Source organism: Mycobacterium sp. IDUB_5, from assembly GCF_055419565.1.
This window is the reverse complement of the sequence record NZ_JBVAXX010000003.1, coordinates 426,535-445,069: the sequence shown is the minus strand read 5'-3', so window position 1 is coordinate 445,069 and position 18,535 is coordinate 426,535. Positions and strand designations below refer to the sequence as shown.

Sequence of the window (18,535 nt, the reverse complement as noted above, 5' to 3'; positions counted from 1 at the left end):
GCACTGTATCGGAGGACCCGTGCCTGACGTCCAAACCTGGCAATTGCGCGCGCAATTCGCCGCTGGACTCTCCGCCATGTACGGCGCCGAGGTGCCCGCGTACCACACCCTCGTGGAGGTCAGCTCCGAAGTGAACAGGGCTGTCGCCGCCGACGACGAGGACGCGGCGCGCCTGGGCTCGCTCGACCGCGTCACCGCCGAACGCCACGGCGCGATCCGCGTCGGCAACGCGGTCGAACTGGCGCAGGTCGCCGACCTCTTCGCTGCCTTCGGCATGTTTCCCGTCGGCTACTACGACCTCCGTGAAGCGGCGTCCCCGGTGCCCGTGGTGTCGACGGCGTTCCGCCCGATCGAGCCGGAAGAGCTCGCCCGCAATCCCTTTCGGGTGTTCACCTCGATGCTCGCGGTCGCTGACCGGCACTTCTTCTCCGACGACCTCGCGCGCCGGGTGGCCCGCTTCCTCGATGCTCGGCAGCTCTTCGACCCGGCCCTGATCGCGACCGCTTGCCGCATCGCAGCCCACGGCGCCTGCCCGCAGGACGACGCACGCGACTTCGTCGCCGCCGCCGTCTCGGCGTTCGCACTGTCGCGCGACCCCATCGATCGCGGCTGGCACGACGAACTGTCGACGGTGTCCGCGGTGGCCGCCGACATCGCCGGGGTGCGGTCCACGCACATCAATCACCTGACGCCCCGGGTGCTCGACATCGACGCGCTGCAGCAGCGGATGACCGCGCGCGGCATCACGATGATCGATCACATCCAGGGCCCACCCCGCACCGACGGCCCGCGGGTCCTGCTGCGCCAGACCTCGTTCCGGGCGCTGGCCGAGCCGCGCCGGTTCCGCGAGCCGGGCGGCTCGGTTGTGGACGGAACCCTGCGGGTGCGCTTCGGCGAGGTCGAACAGCGGGGCGTGGCGCTGACCCCGCTCGGCCGCGAACGGTACGACGCGGCCATGGCCTCACCGGACCCCGCGACGCAGTGGGGCCGGTACTTCCCCGCCACGGACGCCGAACTCGCCGCGTCCGGGTTGGCGTACTACCACGGGGGCGATCCGACCCGTCCCGTCGTCTACGAAGACTTCCTGCCGGCCTCGGCGGCCGGCATCTTTCGCTCCAATCTCGACGGCGATCCAACCGCCGCCGAGGGGCACGATTCGGCCTCCGCCGAGGGCGGCGCCGACCACACCGACTACAGCCGCGACTGGATGGCCGCCGCGATCGGCCACCACATCCACGACCCCTACCACCTCTACGAGAAAGTCGCCTCTTCATGACCTCCACCGTGACGTCCACGTCCCTGCCGACCTCCGATGACCTGCGCGCCCGGGTGCAGGAGGCGCTGGCCGAGGTGAGCGCCCGAGTGTCTCTCGGCGCACCGAACGCCGGCGGCATCACCGCCAGTTCCCCGGTCAACGGCGACGTGCTGTTCACCGTCGCTGAGTCCTCCGCGGCCGAGGTCGACGCGGCCATCGCCGCGGCCGCCGACGCGTTCCGCAGCTGGCGCACGACGCCGGCCCCTGTGCGCGGAGCCCTGGTGGCCCGGCTCGGCCAGCTCCTGGTCGAGCACAAGGACGCGCTGGCCACGCTCGTGACGATCGAGGCGGGCAAGATCACCTCCGAGGCGCTGGGCGAGGTCCAGGAGATGATCGACATCTGCGAGTTCGCCGTCGGCCTCTCCCGCCAGCTGTACGGCAAGACCATCGCCTCCGAGCGGCCAGGGCACCGGCTAATGGAGACCTGGCATCCCCTCGGCGTGGTCGGCGTGATCACGGCGTTCAACTTCCCCGTCGCAGTGTGGGCGTGGAACACCGCGGTGGCGCTCGTGTGCGGTGACACCGTGGTGTGGAAGCCGTCCGAGCTGACCCCGCTGACCGCGATCGCCTGCCACGCGCTGCTGGCCCGCGCGTGCGCCGATGTCGGCGCACCCGCCGGCGTCTCCCAGCTGGTGCAGGGCAGCCGCGAAGTCGGCGAGCAGCTGGTCGACGATCCGCGTGTCGCACTGCTGTCGGCGACCGGCTCGGTGCGCATGGGCCGCGAGATCGGACCGCGGGTGGCGCAGCGCTTCGGCAAGGCGCTGCTCGAGCTGGGCGGAAACAACGCCGCCGTCGTGACGCCGTCGGCCGACCTGGATCTGGCGGTGCGCGGCATCGTGTTCTCCGCCGCAGGGACAGCCGGTCAGCGCTGCACGACACTGCGCCGGCTGATCGTGCACTCGTCGATCGCCGACGAGCTGGTGGGCAGAATCGTCGCGGCCTACGAGCAGCTGCCGGTGGGCGACCCCGCAGACGAGGGCACGCTGGTCGGCCCGCTTATCCACGAGCGGTCCTACCGCGACATGGTCGGCGCGCTGCAGCAGGCCCGGACCGAGGGCGGCGAGGTGATCGGCGGCGATCGCGTGGATGTCGGGGACGAGGGCGCGTTCTACGTCCGGCCCGCCGTGGTGCGGATGCCCGCACAGAGCGAGGTGGTGCACCACGAGACCTTCGCACCGATCCTCTACGTGCTCACCTACGATACGCTCGACGAGGCGATTGCCTTGAACAATGCTGTCCCGCAGGGTCTTTCGTCGGCCATCTTCACTCTCGACGTTCGCGAGGCCGAGCGGTTCCTGGCCGCCGACGGGTCGGACTGCGGCATCGCCAACGTCAACATCGGTACCTCGGGCGCGGAGATCGGCGGCGCGTTCGGCGGCGAGAAGGAAACCGGCGGCGGCCGCGAGTCCGGCTCCGATGCGTGGAAGGCGTACATGCGCCGGGCCACCAACACGGTGAACTACTCCTCGGAGCTCCCGCTTGCCCAGGGCGTCCACTTCGGCTGATCGGCACCCTGCGCCGCGAGCGAGCGCGTTTGTACGCCGACACGCCGCGTCGGGCGTACATTCTGCGCGCGCTCGCGGTCGAGAATCGGGGGTATGGAACTTGACGGCAAGGTCGCGATCGTCACCGGCGCGGCGTCGGGCATCGGCGCGGCGCTCGCGACCGGACTCGCCGCCCGCGGCGTGCGCGTGGTCATCGGCGACCTCGACGAGGCGGGCGCGCACGCCTGCGCGGAGGCGATCCGTTCACAGGGCGGGCAGGCCATCGGATTGAGAGCCGACGCCGCCGACGTCGTCGACATCGAGGGCATGATCACGCTGGCGAGCCGGGAATTCGACCCCGTCGACATCTACATCGCGAACGCCGGCATCATCGGCCGACCCGGCCTCGGCACCGAGGACGACTGGGACACGATCCTCGACGTCAACCTGCGCGCGCACATTCGGGCTGCGAGATTGCTTGTGCCGCACTGGCAGTCGAAGGGTTCGGGCTACTTCGTCTCGGTCGCCTCGGCGGCCGGGCTGTTGACCCAACTCGGGGCGGCCGGGTACGCGGTGAGCAAGCACGCCGTCGTCGGATTCGCCGAGTGGCTCGCGATCAGTTACGGCGACGACGGCATCGGAGTCAGCTGCGTGTGCCCACTCGGCGTGGAAACGCCCCTGCTGCAGGCAGTTCGGAGCACCGACGATCCCGACGCCCGACTCGGCGCATCGTCGATCGAACAGTCCGCGGCGGTGCTGAGCGCCGACGACGTGGCCGCCGCGACCATCGAAGCGATTCTCGCCGACCGCTTCCTGGTGCTCCCACACGCCGAACTGCTGGAGATGTACCGGCACAAGGGCGGTGACTACGACCGGTGGATCTCGGGCATGCGGCGCTACCAGCGCGCACTGCGTGCACAGAGCCAGACGTAAGAATCCCGTCATCACCGACCGGTACTGCCGGTAGCGCCGACCGCCGCAATCCCGGTCCCCGGCTCGGACGCCCACCCGGGATCGACTCACAGCAAATCCTCGGTTGGTCGTCAGACGAGCTAGTGAGTCCTGTCCGCCGCACCCGCTAACGAATCCGCGGGCCGTGCTCCACGCCAGGTGGTGATCGGTCATCCCGCACTGCAACCACCGGCGGCACCACCCGCACCGCGGCCCCACGATGCCGCTCCCCCGGGTCCTTTCATCGCCCCCGATGGCGCCTCGGCCGCGTGTAATCTCCGAACTCTGGACACCCGTTTGGGCTCCGTCAGGAAAGGATCGAGTGTGGACGTTCGAGCGCAATTGTCACAACTCGACGAGACAGCGCGAGAAGCCCTCGCACGTCGCATCAAGACCCGACTCGCGGCCCGCGACGAGGACACCAGCGACCATCACGTCGTGATCGTCGGCGGCGGCGTCGCAGCCCTCACACTCGCTCTCGAACTGCATTCCACGCGCCCCCAAACCCGCATCCTCGTCGTCGAACCCACTCCGCATCCCGTCGCCGAGATCACCCACACCGTGGGCGAATCGACCGTCGAGATCTCGGCGCACTATCTGCGCGACCGGCTCGGGCTGGCCGATCACCTTCAGAACCACCAGATCCGCAAGATGGGTCTGCGGATGTTCTTCAGCCAGGACGGCAACACCGACATCAGCCGCCGGGTCGAGGTCGGCAGCAGCGCCTTCGTTCCGCAGACCACCTATCAGATCGACCGCGGCAGGTTGGAGAACGAGTTGCACCGCCGCTGCGTGGAAGCGGGCATCGACTTCGCGATCGGCCGGGTGCGTGCGGTGGCGCTCGGCGCCGAGTCGGCGCCACACCGGGTCACCATCCAGCGCGACGACGACGTCACCGAGTCGACCGCCCGGTGGGTCGTCGACGCCTCCGGACGCAACCGGCTGCTGCCGCGCGAACTCGACCTCAAACGAGCCAACGGCCACCACTGCAACGCCGCCTGGCTGCGCATCGCCACGGAGATCGACGTCGGGCAGTGGAGCGACGACCCCGACTGGCATGCGCGCCTGTCCGAAGGGCGCCGCGAGTACTCGACGAATCACCTGATGGGCGAAGGCTATTGGGTGTGGCTGATCCGGCTGGCGTCGGGTGCAACCAGCGTCGGCATCGTGGCCGACCCGGCCTTTCACCCCTTCGATGGGTTCAACACACTCGACAAAGCCCTGGTGTGGCTGCGTGAGCACGAACCGCAGTGCGCCGCGGTCCTCGACGAACACGCGGGGCTGATCAAGGACTTCCGGGTCATGAAGCAGTACAGCCACACCGTGGAGCGGGTCTACGACGGACAGTCGCGCTGGTGCCTCACCGGCGACGCGGGCGTCTTCCTCGACCCGCTCTACTCCTCCGGTCTGGATCTCGTGGCCATCGGCAACGGTCTGGTCACCGACATGATCACCCGGGAACTCGATGGAACCGACGTCATCGCCCGTGCGGCGATCGGTGACTCGCTGTTCCGCTCCCTGACCGACATGTGGTGCAACATCTATCGCGACCAGTACGTGCTGATGGGCTCGCCGACGGTGATGTCGGTCAAGGTCATCTGGGACATCGCGTTCTACTGGGGCTTCATCGGATTCCTGTACAGCAATGACCGTTTCACCCAGGTGGCCGACGACCCCGAACTCGTGCCCTATCTGCAGGGTCTCATCGACCTGAGCAACCGGATGCAGCTGTTCTTCCGCGAATGGGCCGCCGTCGAGCACGATCCCTCCCCCGCCCGCTTCGTCGACCTCTACGTTCCGCTGAACTTCATGGCCACCCTGCACCACTCGATGATGGGCACCTCGACCGCAGTCCGCGACCAGTTCGACGCCAACGCTCTGCTGCTCCGCCAGATCGCCGGCCAGGTGATCGACACCGTCATGGCCGACAAGGCATCTCGATTCTCCGATGACGACGTCATGAGCCAGGCCCAGGCGTGGCAGCGCGACGGGCTGCTGCGTGAACTGCGCACCGTCTTCCGGGAGCAGCAAGAGATCGACCCCATCTCCACGGGATGGGTGCTGTGCACCGCGGCCGCCCGATGACCAAAACTGACCAGCACGACCGCGAGGCACTCGCGATCGTCGGCATCGGATGCCGGTTGCCCGGCGGCGTCGCCTCCCCCGGCGATTTCTGGCGACTACTGCTCGACGAAGTCGACGCCACCCGCGAGGTGCCCGAATCTCGCTGGCATGCACCGCGTTTCCACGATCCTGCGCCCGGTAAGGCCGGCAAGATGGTGACGCGCCGGGGTGGCTATCTCGAGGAGATCGACCAGTTCGACGCGGCGTTCTTCGGCATCTCCCCTCGCGAGGCGAACCTCCTCGACCCACAGCAGCGACTGCTGCTGCACGCCACCTGGGAAGCACTGGAGGACGGCGGGATTCCCGCAGACACACTGGCCGGTACCGATGTCGGGGTGTTCATCGGCGGCTTCACGCTGGACTATCAGCTGCTGCAGAACCAGGGCCGCACCAGCCGCTTCCGCTTCAAGCCGCATTCGGCCACCGGGATGATGATGACGATGCTCGCCAATCGCATCTCCCACGCGTTCGATTTCCGCGGTCCGAGCATGGCCGTCGACACCGCGTGCTCGAGCTCACTGGTCGCAGTCCACCTTGCTGCACAAAGCATCTGGAACGGTGACTGCCAGTTGGCGCTCGCCGGCGGCGTCAACATCATCGTGGGCCCCAACACGGCGATCGCCGAATCCAAGAGCGGCTTCCTCAGCAGCGACGGCCGCTGCAAGGCCTTCGACTCATCGGCCGACGGTTACGCCCGCGGCGAGGGTGGCGCGGTCGTCGTCCTCAAACCTCTGCAGCAGGCGATGCGCGACGGTGATCGGATCTACGCCCAGATCCTCGGCACCGCGGTCACCCAGGACGGTCACACCGACGGCATCACGGTGCCCAGCGAAGACGCCCAACGCGTCGCGATCACCACGGCGCTGACGCGCGCCGGCGTCGCACCCACCGACATCGGTTACGTCGAAGCGCACGGCACCGGGACACCGGTCGGTGATCCGGTCGAAACCCGCGCTCTGGCAAGCGCACTCGCCGCCGACCGGACGCCCGAGAATCCCCTGCTCATCGGATCGGTCAAGACGAACATCGGCCACCTCGAAGCCGGCGCCGGCGTCGCGGGACTCATCAAGGCCGCGATGACCGTGCAGCACGGCCAGATTCCCGCCAGCCTGCACCTGAGCACCCCGAGCAGCCCGCTCGCGGACCTGCACCTCGACATACCCCGTACCACGACGTCGTTCCCGGCGGGGCAGCGGCGCATCGCAGGCGTCAACTCGTTCGGATTCGGCGGCACCAACGCCCACGTCGTCATCGCCGAACCCCCGAGCCCCACACCGCAGTCCGACCAACACGCCAGGGGCGAGCACCTAACCCTGCTCCCCGTATCGGCACGCTCCCCGGAAGCGTTGGCAGCGGCGGCCCGTCAGCTGGCCGACCACCTCGAGGACCACCCCGAGATCAGCCTGCCCGACCTCGGCTACACCCTGAGTCGACGCCGCAGCCATCTGAGCCATCGCCGCGCGCTGACTGTCGCCGACGCCGCCGAAGCCCGCGGCCAGCTGGTCGAACTCGCCGAGACCGGAGGCGAATCGGCGATCGGTCGCGCCGGGGCCGAGGCGCCGAAACTGGCCTTCGTCTGCACCGGGATGGGCCCCCAGTGGTGGAAGATGTGCCGCGGCCTGCTCGACACCCATCCGGTGTTCGCCGCCAGCATCGAGCACACCGACCGTGAACTCGGCCGCTACACCGACTGGTCGCTTCTCGAAGAACTGCGCCGCGACGAAGCCGAGTCGCGGATGAGTGAGACCGAGATCGCCCAGCCGGCCAACTTCGCGGTCCAGATCGCCCTGGCAGAGCAGCTCGCCCAGTACGGCATCGTGCCCGACGCGGTGATCGGGCACAGCGCCGGGGAAGTGGCGGCGCACCACCTCGCCGGCCTGCTCACCTTCGAACAGGCCGTCGCTGTGATCTACCACCGCAGCCGCCTCCAGCAGCGCACCACGGGAATGGGGCGCATGCTCGCGGTGGGTCTGAGCGCTGACGCGCTGATGTCGACACTCGATGCCGATGCTGTGGCCGAATTCGGGCGCCGGGTGTCCATCGCCGCGATCAACAGCCCGTTCGCCGTGACCGTCGCCGGCGACGAGGACGTGCTCGCCGACATCGTGCGGCAACTCGACGAGGCCGAGGTCTTCAACCGCTACCTCGCGGTCAAGGTTCCGTACCACACGCACTACATGGATCTCGTGCGCGACGATCTGTTCACCGCGTTCGACGGGCTGTCCTCGGCGCCGGGCCAAATCCCGCTGTACTCGACCGTCACCGGCGAACGGCTCACCGAGTACGCAGCCGGCGCCGCCTACTGGTGGCAGAACACCCGTGCCACCGTGCTTTTCGAAGCCGCCGCACGCCGGATGCTCGACGACGGATACACGCACTTCGTCGAGCTCGGGCCGCATCCCGTGCTGGCTTCGTCGATCCTCGAGATCGCCGGATCGCAGAGCGTCGCAGTGGTGGCGACCCAACGGCGGGGCGACGACGACGCTCGCACTCTGCTGGCCGGCGTGGCGGCGCTGTACAGCCACGGCCACGACATCGATTGGCAGGCATTCCATCCCGGCGGGCTTCTGGTGAGCCTGCCGACCTATCCGTGGCAGTCCAAGCGCTTCTGGCACGAAACGCAGGAGGCGGCCGAAGACCTGCACTACACACCGGTGCACCCGCTGCTCGGCCAACCGGTGACCGGCGCGCATCCCACGTGGGAGGTCGAGCTCAGCGTCGTCTCGCTGCCGTTCCTGGCCGACCATCAGGTCCAGGGCGCCGTCGTGGTGCCCGGCGCCGTGTATCTCGAGATGGCGCTCGCGGCGGCCACCGAGACCTACGGAACTGCCTGCAGCGTCGACGATCTGATGCTGCACCGCGCGCTTCTACTCGACGACAGCTGCGATCCGCTGGTGCGTACCACGCTGAACGAGGACAACGGCAAGATCGAGTTCACCGCCTTCACCGGTATCGGAGACGGCGACTTCGGCTGGATCGTCACCGCGACAGCCGAACTGAACACTCTTCCACCTCTGCCCGCCCACGACCACGCAGCCGAAGACCTCTCCGTCGCAGCGCTGGACTCCGACGAGTTCTACGCTCGCACCACCGCACTCGGATTCGCCTACGGAGAAGCATTCCGACCCGTTCGCCACGTCACCGGCGGAGACGGCTGGGCGCGAGCACGGTTGCGCATCCCCTCCGCCGTAGCCGAAGACATCGACGCGTTCTCGTTCCATCCGGCGTTGCTCGACGGTGCATTGCAGGGCCTGTTCGGAACCTCGACGGTGGCCGACAACGCCACGCAGGCAACGTATCTGCCCACCCGCATCCGGCATTGCGCCGTCTACGGGCGTCCGGAACCCGATATGACGGTGCACGTGAGGGTGGTCGCTGCCACCCGCGAGGAGATCGAGAGCGACCTCATCGTCGTCGATCGCCTCGGGCAGACGTTGGCGGTCCTGCAGGGATTCACGGTGCAGTCGTTGAGCACCTCATCGGCGATGTCGACCGAACGGATCGACCGGTGCCTCTACAGCGTCCAGTGGGATGATTGCGAACCGGCGGGCGAGACCGCCGGAGTACGGCCAGGAACCTGGGTGATCCTCTGCGACACCGTCGGTTTCGGATCGGCTCTGGCCCGTGAGCTGTCCGAACACGGACACCGTGTGGTCGAAGTAGCCCATCAAGCGGTGGCCGCGGTGACCGAGACGGGCACGGGGTACGCCGTCGATCCGCATCGGGGAGAACAGCTTCGTGAGCTCATCGAGCGGATACACCAGGATGAGGGCGGGCTGGGTGCGCTCGTCGATTTCTGGCCGGTCGACATCTACAGCGGGTCCGACCACCGCCTGGGTGTGCACGCCCTTCTCCACGCTGTCAACGCTCTCGCCGGATGCGACGGTGCACCACCACGGGTCCACATCGTCACCGCGAATGCCCAGCCGGCGCTGGGCACCGAAGATCTGGCCGTCGACCAGGCGACGGTGTGGGGTCTGGGCCGCGTGGTCGGACACCAGGAGTTTCCCGAGATGTGGGGCGGCCTCGTCGACATCGACGACGCCGACGATCCCGATCTGGTCGCCGCCCGCCTCTACCCACATCTGCTCGACGAGGACGCCGAGGACCAGATCGCGCTGCGCGGCGAGCGCACTCTCGCGCCGCGCCTGCTCCCGTGTCGCGAACTGACCAGGCCCTTCCCCACGAAGCTCCACGGCACCGCGACCTATGTGGTCACCGGCGGCACGGGCGCTCTCGGGCGCAGTGTGGCTCTGTATCTCGCCGAGCGGGGGGCGCGACACATCACGCTGATCAGCCGGCGCGAGCTCCCACCGCGCGCCAGCTGGGCGCATCTCGACCCGGGGGACGCACGGCACGCGACCGTGGAGGCGATCCGACGCGTCGAACGTCTCGGCGCCCAGGTACGTTGCGTCGCCGTCGATATCACCGACGCCGAGAGTGTGGAGCGGTGGCGCGACGAGCATGAGCGTGCCGGCGGACCACCGATCCGCGGCATCGTGCACGCCGCCGGGTCGGTCGACGACCGCCTCCTGGTCAGCATGACCGACGAGGACTTCGCCACCGTCATGGCACCGAAGGTCGTCGGAACACGATTGCTGCACAACGCGTTCGAGAAAGAGGATCTCGACTTCTTCGTGATGTTCGGATCGGCCGGTTCGGTGATTGCCTCGCCGGGGCAGGCCAACTACGCCGCCGCGAATGCGTTCCTCGACGCCTTCGCCCACTACCGACGGGCCCGAGGACTACCCGCACTGACCATCGGCTGGGGGCCATGGTCGGTCGGGATGGTCGAGGAGCTCAAGCTCGAGAAGATCTACGCCAACAGGGGTATCGAGCTGATCACCCCGCGTGCGGGAGTTCGGATTCTGGACCGGCTCGTGTCGCAGAAGGTGGCCCACGTCGTCGCGATCACCGCGGACTGGAACCGCGCCCGTCAGGGATTCGGCGCACGCCTGCCTGCCATCTACCGTGACCTGGAGTCCGGCCTCGACGGCCCCGCCGACGCAGGGGCGGCGTCGCTGATCGACATGCTTTCCGCACTGCCCGACGCTGACCGGCTCCCCGTCGTCTCCGAGCACGTGCGCAGCATCGTCGCCGCGGTGTTCGACTGCGCGACAGACGATGTCGAGACCGACACCATGCTCGACGATCTCGGGTTGGACTCGATGATGGCGATGGAGTTCCGCGTTCGCATCAACACGATGTTCTCGATCGACCTCCCGGTGCTCGAGATCCTGCGCGGAGTCACCGTGAATTCGCTCGCCGCAAGGATCCTCGACGAACTCCGGCAGATCCATGCCGACAGTGTCGATTCCGGCGTCGATCCCGGCGTCGATCCGGGCCTGGACGCCGAACCGGGCGCCCCGTCCTCTGAGGCGCCGGCCGCCGACGATCTCGATCACCTCATCGCCACGCTGTCCGATGACGAGCTGCGCGCGCTGCTGGCCGACCTTCAAGACGGCATCGAGGGAAGTGCGGACGCGTAATGACCGCAGCGGAACTCGCGCCCGCCGTCCACATCCGAGGACTGCGAAAGTCTTACGGTCGGTTACAGGCCGTCTGCGACCTCGACCTCGACGTCGCCTACGGCGAGGTGGTCGCTATTCTCGGACCCAACGGTGCGGGCAAGTCGACGACCATCGAGATCCTCGAGGGCCACCGCAGGCGAGACGCCGGCGAGGTTCGGGTGCTGGGCGAAGACCCCGGGACCGCCGATCGGGACTGGCGTTCGCGCATAGGCATCGTGCTGCAGGACGCCAGCGACTTCGGCACCCTGACCGTGGCGGAGACCCTGCGAATGTTCGGGCAGTGCTACGGCGGCGCCCGTGCCCCCGGGGACGTGCTGGAGCTGGTCGGCCTGACCGGTAAGCAGGACGCGCGGGTACGGACACTCTCGGGAGGCCAACGGCGCCGACTCGACGTGGCACTTGGCATCATCGCGAGCCCGGAGTTGCTGTTCATGGACGAGCCGACCACGGGCTTCGATCCCGAGGCGCGTCGCCAATTCTGGGATCTGATCAGACTTCTCGCCGCCGACGGCACCACGATCGTGCTCACCACGCACTACCTCGAGGAGGCCGCCGCACTCGCCGACCGGGTCGCCGTCATCGCCGGCGGACGCCTGGTGGCCGTGGACACTCCGCATCGGCTGACCGCGGCGGCGCATGCGACCGCAACCGTGCGATGGATCGACCGCGGTGAGGAACGCATCGTGCACACTGATCGGCCCACCGAATTCATCAGGCAGCAGGCCGCCGCCGGCGGTGAACTGACCGCGCTGACGGTCACGCGGCCCGGTTTGGAAGACGCCTATCTGCAATTGATCGAGTCGACGTGATGACAGCGTCGTCCCAGTCGTCGAGAGCGCGACACAGCTCGCGATCCACCGCGGCACTGCCGTCGCCGCTGCGCATCGGGATGTCCCGGGTGATCCCGGAACTGAAGATGTTCTATCGCCGCCCCGAACAGCTGGTGCTGACCTTCTCGATGCCCGCGATCATCTGCCTGCTGCTGGGGTCGATCTTCTCCGAGAAGATCGCGGGCACTGGCACATCGACGAGCGCGGTGATCGCCGCCAGCATGTTGGCCTACGGAATTCTGTCCACCTCGTTCATCAACCTCGGTATCAGCGTCGCCGCCGACCGGGAAACCGGGGCGCTGCGCCGCCTGCGCGGCACCCCCGCGACCGCGACGTCCTACTTCGTCGGCAAGATCGCGCTCGTCGCGATCGCGAGCATCGCCGAAGCCGTCCTCCTGCTGGTGGTCGGGCTGTTCGCCTTCGGGCTACGCCTGCCGTCGGGGGTCGGCGAATGGTTCACCCTGGCGTGGGTGTTCGCGCTGGGGATCACGAGCTGCTCGCTGCTGGGCATTCTGATCAGCAACCTCGCCAACAACGCCGTCTCGGCCGCTGTGCTGACCAACGGTCCCGCCGTCAGTCTGCAGTTCATCTCGGGCACCTACGTCCCGGTGATGGTGCTACCCGGGTGGATGCTCGTGATCGGCTCGCTCTTCCCGGTCAAGTGGATGGCGCAGGGATTCCGATCGGTCCTCCTACCGCCGGAGATGGAAGCGTTCGAACCGGCAGGTAGCTGGGAGCACGAGCGCATTTTCTTGGTGCTCGCGGCCTGGACCGTCATCGGACTCCTGGCCTGCCTGAAGGTGTTCCGCTGGACGGAGAAGCGCTGACATGCCGCCGCTGCTGACCATCACCTACCAGTTCTTCCTGCAGATCGTCGTGATCCTGGCGACCTATCGGCTGCTGTGGCCGCTGTTTCGCCGTCTGGGCCAGGTGCAGGTGGTCGCGATCATGGTCGCCGGGTTCGTGCTCGGCCCGTCGGTCCTGGGCGCGATCTGGCCGCAGGCACAGCACTGGCTGTTCCCGACAAAACTGACCATCGGTGCAGAAACCATCACGCACCCCAATCTGATCGCGATCTACGTCGTCGGCCAGCTCGGGCTTGTGCTGTACATGTTCCTGGTCGGGTCGTCGTTCAACCTCGGCATTCTCGGCACCCACAGCCGGCAGGCGGGCGCCACGTCGGCTGCCGGGATCGGTGTCCCCCTGGTCCTCGGCGGCCTCGTGGGGTGGTGGATGGTCGACTCCGGCGGCTACTTCACCGACAAGGTCGAGCACTGGCAGGGCGGGCTGTTCGTCGCCGCGGCCGTCGCCATCACCGCGTTCCCGATGCTGGCGTGGATCGTCTACGACTCCGGGTTGCTCAACACACGGCTGGGCACCATGTCGCTGTCCTGCGCCGCCGTGGACGACGCCTGCTCATGGGTTCTGCTGGCGACGGTGGTGGCCACCGCCAAAGGCAGCGTGCTCGGTGCCGTCATCGCCGTCGGCGGCGGTGCGTTCTACTTGCTGTTCATGATCTACCTCGGGCGTCCCTTGCTCGCACGCCTCGAGACGTGGACGCCGCGCCGCGACTCCGAACACACCGGCGGCCTGCCGATCGCGAAGCTCTCCATCGTGCTGCTCGTGCTGCTGACCGCGAGCTGGTTCACCGATATGGTCGGAATCTATTCGGTGTTCGGCGCTTTCGTCGCCGGGCTGATGATGCCCCGCGGCGAGCTGCTCGACACGATCCGGGAACGCTTCGAACCGCTGACCGCCTACCTGCTGCTGCCCGCGTTCTTCATCTACTCGGGCCTGAACACTCAGCTCAGCCTGATCCTGGACAGCTCCACGCTGGTGATGGCGGCCGTCGTACTGGTCGTCTCGTTCGCCGCGAAGTTCGGGGCCATCGGGCTGGCCGCACGGTGGCAGGGCATGAGCTGGTACGAGGCCGGCTCGATGGGGGCACTGGCCAACGCCCGAGGTCTGATGGAGCTCATCCTGCTCAACATCGGCCTTGAAGCCGGGCTGATCTCGGGCAAGCTGTACACGATCCTCGCAGTGATGACGATCATCACGACGTTCGTCGCGACACCACTGCAGCGGCTGTTCGCGCGGCGGTTGGAACGCACCGGCGCCCGTTTCGGGCCGAGCGGAGTGCAACCGCTCGAGGAAGCCACGTCGCCGTCCTGAGCGGTGACGTTCCGTCAGCATCAGCCGATGGACCCGTCAGTCTTTCGTTGCAGAGACCGTCGAGTCGTGGGCTTCGTGTCGGGAGAGGTGCCCGCGACGGTCCGTCCCCCGGAGGCTGTGCAGACGTGGTATTCGCGTCTCTGTCATGCCTTCTCGCTTGCTCTCCTGCGAAACACCGCGATCACGCCGGGAGGAATTCTCCTCAGCGACAGTCGATTCCGGCGCCGGGCTGACCGAGCGGATGTCGTCAGCTGAACTCACGTCGTCTCCGGGTGATGCTGGTTCGGCGTCGGTGACGTGCTCGACGGTGCGGTCGATCCATCGTGGCCGCGGCACCCTGGTTGGGGTCTCCGATCTGGCGACCTGAAGGGAATTGACAAGCGTTTTGATAACGTTCCGCACCGGCTGCGGCCGCCGGGCTGGCGACGGTGACGACTCCTCACCTGCGCCGACGGCAGCGGTTTCGTCGACCAGCGGCAGCGGCGGAAGCGGCGGGAGCCAGAAGTTCCACTCATCCCTGCCCAGTTGAACGAGGGCGTCCCAGCTGTCGCGCGCCACGTTCCTGAGGCCCTCGCCGAAGGGCAGCGGCCCCCACAGCCAGTTGGCCGAATTGACCACGAGACTTTCGACGATGCGCTCGCCGAAGTTGTAGAAGATCATGATCTGCGGCGCGAGCCAACCGACCCAGGGCACCCAGCCGACAACGTAGGTCCCCAGCTCGAAGCCGTAACGGACCCATGGCTCGATGGCATGGTAGGTGTTGATGATGGCGTCTTCGAACCCGAAGGCAGACACCACCGGTGGGGGCGGTGCGGGCGACGGGGGCGACGGCGCCGATCGGCTCGCCGCCGGGGCGCCGAGCCCGTACCCGGAGTTCGGAGCGGGGACGGCCGGCCGGAACATGATCTCGTCGAGTTGAAGCCGTTCCGCCAGAGGGACGTACGCGGCGCGGAGGCTGGGCGGGGACACCGACCGCGAGGATGCGGCCGGCGGCGAGGTGATCGTGGACGTACCGGCGATGGCAACCGCTGCGCCGACCGCTGTCAATGTCTTCACGGCACCGACCACCAGCGCCCGGGAGGGAATCATGTTGTTGGTCTTCATTCGAACCCCCTTGACCAAGGAGCCGGAACTGCGCTGGCGCAGGAGCACAGTCTAATTCCGCGACGGGATCTGCGAGGGCGATTCGCGCCGTCAATCAACGATCATCAGGCGTAGCCGGGTATCCGAAGTCGTTCCGCGCAGGAGCTGTCAGGCATCCGCAACCAGCGAGAGTATCGCTCAGCGAGCCGGGGATGCCTCCCGGTGGATGAGCATCCGCCAATGGACCTGGATGACTGCGAAAAGGAACGCGGTGCTGATCCCGAACAACAGGCCACCGTTCACGGCTTCGAGCGCACTGAGCATCTGCCAACGCGACGCCAGCGGCACAGCTGATGTCTCCGACGTCGTCATCGCTGCCAGCGAATATGCGGACGCGTCGGCAAAAGAATCGAAGATGCCGAGCCACCGATAGGCAGCGGCCCACATGACACCCTCGACTCCGTGCAGGGCAGCCAGAAGCACAGCGATCGTCCCGATCCGGAAGATCACAACGGGAATCACCCGTCGCCGAACCGGCGACACTGCCCCCGAGAGCTCCTCGGTCACTCGTCTTTCGAGTTTGAGTGCCATGACGACGACCGCCGTCGTGTGAATCGCAATCGTCGTCACGATGAGTGACAACCCCAGGCTCCAGCTCGCCACGTCCACGTGTCACCCCTACCAACTTCGACCGGATCCACCGATGCACTCAAAAAAGAATCCTGCAACTCAATATGCTTGATCGCGAACGGGTATTCGTTCCGCGCCGACAAAGACCAGGTGCCGCCACAGCGAGACGGGCACTGAATGACAGTGACTTCAAGGGGGTTGTCATGGGTGGATTCGGCATCGCGGGCCTGTGGATACTGCTGGCGGGTTCACTGCTCGCCTCGGTCCTGATCGCGGGCGGCGCCGTCCTGCTGGCTCATCGCATTCTTCCCAGAACCGTTGCTAACGGGCATAATTCGGCGCTCTCATCCTTCCTGACGTGTGTCAGTTTGGTCTACGGCGCCCTGCTGGGCTTCACGATCGTCGTTGCGTGGGAGCAGTTCTCATCCGCAGAAACCAACGTTTCCAACGAAGCGTCCACGATAGTGACCATGTACCGGCAGACGGTCGGCATGCCGATGCCGGAGCAGGGGCAGATGCGAATACTCCTCCGCAAGTATGCCCACGCTGTCGAAGGTCCTGAATGGGAGAACGCCCTCAGAGCGGGCACCGGAACCGAGACTGCGCGCGATGCACTCAACGAGATGTACACGGTGCTCGGCAACCAGAAGTCCAGTGTCGCAGATAATCCCATCACCCAGAAGTTCCTCGACCAACTCACAACTCTTGCTTCGCAACGCAATCAGCGAATTCTCGATGCCACTCCACGAATTCCCGGGTTACTGTGGACCGGGCTACTCTTCGGAGGTGTCGTGCTGTTGGGAATTGGCGGTTTCATGCGAGTCGGGAGCACTCGTGCCCATCTATTTCTCCTGGGGGCCGTCGCTATCCTGCTGGGCTTGCTGCTCTTCATCGTCTTCTGGCTGGACCACCCGTTCGGAAACGAATTGGGCGTCACGTCTGCACCGTTCGAACAATCGCTGAGCGTCTTTGATTCGATTGATCGTGGAACATAAGCCGTCGGGCGACAGTTACCTCTCCGCACTGTTGCCTATGCCGAAGGCGGACAGGCATGTCGCCTCAGCTGACGGCGCTGCCCACAGATTGGCGCCTGCCAACACCCCACCGGATGCGGCGGCGACCGACAGTGCGGCTACCCCGCGCCGGTTCGACACTCCGATGACGGCCATTGTCGATCCACCTCCCTACGACGCGTCCCCTCCGCACCTGTTGCGGAAATCAACCGCCGGTTGCCGGATCCCCTGGAGTTCGGCCTGCACCTGTGGATTGGCCGCGGCGTAATCGGCCAGGGCCGCCTGCCGATCCTCCTTCGGTACGTCCTTGAGCGAGGTGAAGAAGTCGTTGACCGGCGGGTGGGTGAAGAGATAAGCAGACGTCGCGGCCGTCACGCCCGACATGATGCCGGCGAGATCGGCTGCGGTGCAATTCGGTTGAGCTTGCGCCGGCGTCGCCGCGCACACCAGGACGGCGCCTGCACCGAGCGCCCCCGCAAGCACCCGCCGCGCGATGCTGAGTGAATTGGCCACTGTCTTCTCCTCCATTACTCGGGTTCTGTCATCGTCGTCCGCCGCGTCCGCCACCGCCGCCCCGGCCGCCTCCACCGCCCGGTCGGTTTCCCGGCCGCCCCGGCGCCCCGATACCGATACCGGGGTCGAGGTCCAGGTTGATGTCCCACGTGACACCGTCGTTGCAGTACCAGTCATATTCACACGGGTACGGGACGTACGGACCCGATCCCGTTCCGGGACCGGCACCGTTGTTGGCACCCCGCACGTCGCCCTGCGAACAGATGGTGGTTCCGCCCGAACTGACACAGTCAGCTGCCGCGGGTGGGGCTGCCTCCACGAGCGCGACAACAAAGACGCCAGCCGCGCAAAGGCTCAATGTCCGCTTCACCGTCGGCCACCCCCGCCGCCACCACCACCGCCGCCAGGCCTGTTGCCCGGCGTGCCCGGCCGGCCGCGATCGGGGCGCGGAAGGTCGTTGCTGGGCCGAGGCGGCGGCGGAACGGAGACGTCCAAGCCGAGATCCCAATCGGAGCCGTCGTAGCAATACCAGTCCAGATCACACGGGTAGGGCACTACAGGCCCCTTGTTCGATGCGTCGTTCTGATCGCAGACGGTGATACCGCTGCTTTTCACACACCCGGCGGCAGCCATGGGTGCGGTGCCCAGTGGTACGGCAGCTAGCGAGGTGGTCAAGATAGCCGACGTGGCAATCACTTTGACGATTGTCATCGCTGCCCCACTTTCTCGTGAGCGCATGATCGAGTGGCGACAGGATCCTGATGCGTCTACATTACGAGCGGTCGTCAGCTCGGGGCATCCCCCACAATGGGTGAAAGCGATCCCGACGTCGCGATCTCGTCAACAAACGCCTGCCGCCGAGGTAATCTGCTAGGTGCCCGGGGTCGAC

13 protein-coding genes are annotated in these 18,535 nt (G+C 67.1%); 9 read left to right on the top strand and 4 right to left on the bottom strand.

Annotated features, from left to right (window positions below; all coding sequences use genetic code 11):
- Nucleotides 1-19: 19 nt before the first annotated feature.
- From hglS to ACZY1G_RS11380, 8 genes are all read left to right on the top strand, one after another.
- Nucleotides 20-1,276, top strand: a complete 1,257-nt coding sequence (gene hglS, locus ACZY1G_RS11415) for a 2-oxoadipate dioxygenase/decarboxylase (protein ID WP_463822414.1) — start codon at nt 20-22, stop codon at nt 1,274-1,276.
- On the top strand, nt 1,273-2,820 hold the full coding sequence (amaB, locus tag ACZY1G_RS11410) for an L-piperidine-6-carboxylate dehydrogenase (protein WP_463822413.1): 1,548 nt from the start codon (nt 1,273-1,275) through the stop codon (nt 2,818-2,820). The genes hglS and amaB overlap by 4 nt, the downstream gene beginning before the upstream one ends.
- Before the next feature lie 93 nt (nt 2,821-2,913).
- Entirely contained in the window at nt 2,914-3,732 is an 819-nt protein-coding gene (locus ACZY1G_RS11405) for an SDR family NAD(P)-dependent oxidoreductase (protein WP_463814372.1), read from the top strand.
- A gap of 342 nt (nt 3,733-4,074) precedes the next feature.
- Nucleotides 4,075-5,835, top strand: a complete 1,761-nt coding sequence (locus ACZY1G_RS11400; protein WP_463822412.1) for an NAD(P)/FAD-dependent oxidoreductase — start codon at nt 4,075-4,077, stop codon at nt 5,833-5,835.
- Complete coding sequence (locus ACZY1G_RS11395) at nt 5,832-11,363, top strand: type I polyketide synthase (protein ID WP_463822411.1); 5,532 nt, start codon at nt 5,832-5,834, stop codon at nt 11,361-11,363. The genes ACZY1G_RS11400 and ACZY1G_RS11395 overlap by 4 nt, the downstream gene beginning before the upstream one ends.
- A complete protein-coding gene (locus tag ACZY1G_RS11390) occupies nt 11,363-12,214 on the top strand; it encodes an ABC transporter ATP-binding protein (protein WP_463822410.1) in 852 nt (283 codons plus the stop codon). Before ACZY1G_RS11395 ends, ACZY1G_RS11390 begins: the two co-directional genes overlap by 1 nt.
- The gene (locus ACZY1G_RS11385) at nt 12,214-13,062 is read left to right on the top strand and encodes an ABC transporter permease (protein ID WP_463814368.1); all 849 of its coding nucleotides are present in this window, start codon (nt 12,214-12,216) and stop codon (nt 13,060-13,062) included. Before ACZY1G_RS11390 ends, ACZY1G_RS11385 begins: the two co-directional genes overlap by 1 nt.
- Nucleotide 13,063: 1 nt before the next feature.
- Nucleotides 13,064-14,407: a cation:proton antiporter gene (locus ACZY1G_RS11380; RefSeq protein WP_463814367.1), complete on the top strand. Its 1,344-nt coding sequence runs from the start codon at nt 13,064-13,066 to the stop codon at nt 14,405-14,407.
- A gap of 36 nt (nt 14,408-14,443) precedes the next feature.
- Here ACZY1G_RS11380 and ACZY1G_RS11375 read toward each other — a convergent pair whose 3' ends face one another.
- Nucleotides 14,444-15,511 carry a hypothetical protein gene (locus tag ACZY1G_RS11375; RefSeq protein WP_463814366.1) on the bottom strand — a complete coding sequence of 356 codons (1,068 nt, stop codon included), beginning with the start codon at nt 15,509-15,511 and terminating at the stop codon, nt 14,444-14,446.
- A 177-nt stretch (nt 15,512-15,688) separates the two neighbouring features.
- Entirely contained in the window at nt 15,689-16,153 is a 465-nt protein-coding gene (locus ACZY1G_RS11370; RefSeq protein WP_463814365.1) for a hypothetical protein, read from the bottom strand.
- Nucleotides 16,154-16,323: 170 nt separating this feature from the next.
- Here ACZY1G_RS11370 and ACZY1G_RS11365 point away from each other — a divergent pair, with 170 nt between their 5' ends.
- Complete coding sequence (locus ACZY1G_RS11365; RefSeq protein ID WP_463814364.1) at nt 16,324-17,115, top strand: bestrophin-like domain; 792 nt, start codon at nt 16,324-16,326, stop codon at nt 17,113-17,115.
- Between the two features lie 189 nt (nt 17,116-17,304).
- Here the strand turns inward: ACZY1G_RS11365 and ACZY1G_RS11360 are convergent, their stop codons facing one another.
- Both ACZY1G_RS11360 and ACZY1G_RS11355 read right to left on the bottom strand, forming a co-directional pair.
- Nucleotides 17,305-17,661, bottom strand: a complete 357-nt coding sequence (locus ACZY1G_RS11360) for a heme-binding protein (RefSeq protein ID WP_463814872.1) — start codon at nt 17,659-17,661, stop codon at nt 17,305-17,307.
- A 351-nt stretch (nt 17,662-18,012) separates the two neighbouring features.
- Nucleotides 18,013-18,357 (bottom strand): hypothetical protein, encoded by a 345-nt coding sequence (locus ACZY1G_RS11355; RefSeq protein ID WP_463814363.1) that lies wholly within the window; start codon nt 18,355-18,357, stop codon nt 18,013-18,015.
- Between the last annotated feature and the right edge of the window lie 178 nt (nt 18,358-18,535).

Excerpts from the sequence above, each read along its gene's own strand:
- amaB (WP_463822413.1), top strand. The coding sequence starts at position 1,273 with ATGACCTCCACCGTGACGTCCACGTCCCTGCCGACCTCCGATGACCTG.
- ACZY1G_RS11405 (WP_463814372.1), top strand. The coding sequence starts at position 2,914 with ATGGAACTTGACGGCAAGGTCGCGATCGTCACCGGCGCGGCGTCGGGC.
- ACZY1G_RS11395 (WP_463822411.1), top strand. The coding sequence starts at position 5,832 with ATGACCAAAACTGACCAGCACGACCGCGAGGCACTCGCGATCGTCGGC.
- ACZY1G_RS11390 (WP_463822410.1), top strand. The coding sequence starts at position 11,363 with ATGACCGCAGCGGAACTCGCGCCCGCCGTCCACATCCGAGGACTGCGA.
- ACZY1G_RS11385 (WP_463814368.1), top strand. The coding sequence starts at position 12,214 with ATGACAGCGTCGTCCCAGTCGTCGAGAGCGCGACACAGCTCGCGATCC.
- ACZY1G_RS11380 (WP_463814367.1), top strand. The coding sequence starts at position 13,064 with ATGCCGCCGCTGCTGACCATCACCTACCAGTTCTTCCTGCAGATCGTC.
- ACZY1G_RS11375 (WP_463814366.1), bottom strand. The coding sequence starts at position 15,511 with ATGAAGACCAACAACATGATTCCCTCCCGGGCGCTGGTGGTCGGTGCC.
- ACZY1G_RS11365 (WP_463814364.1), top strand. The coding sequence starts at position 16,324 with ATGGGTGGATTCGGCATCGCGGGCCTGTGGATACTGCTGGCGGGTTCA.
- ACZY1G_RS11360 (WP_463814872.1), bottom strand. The coding sequence starts at position 17,661 with ATGGAGGAGAAGACAGTGGCCAATTCACTCAGCATCGCGCGGCGGGTG.
- ACZY1G_RS11355 (WP_463814363.1), bottom strand. The coding sequence starts at position 18,357 with ATGACAATCGTCAAAGTGATTGCCACGTCGGCTATCTTGACCACCTCG.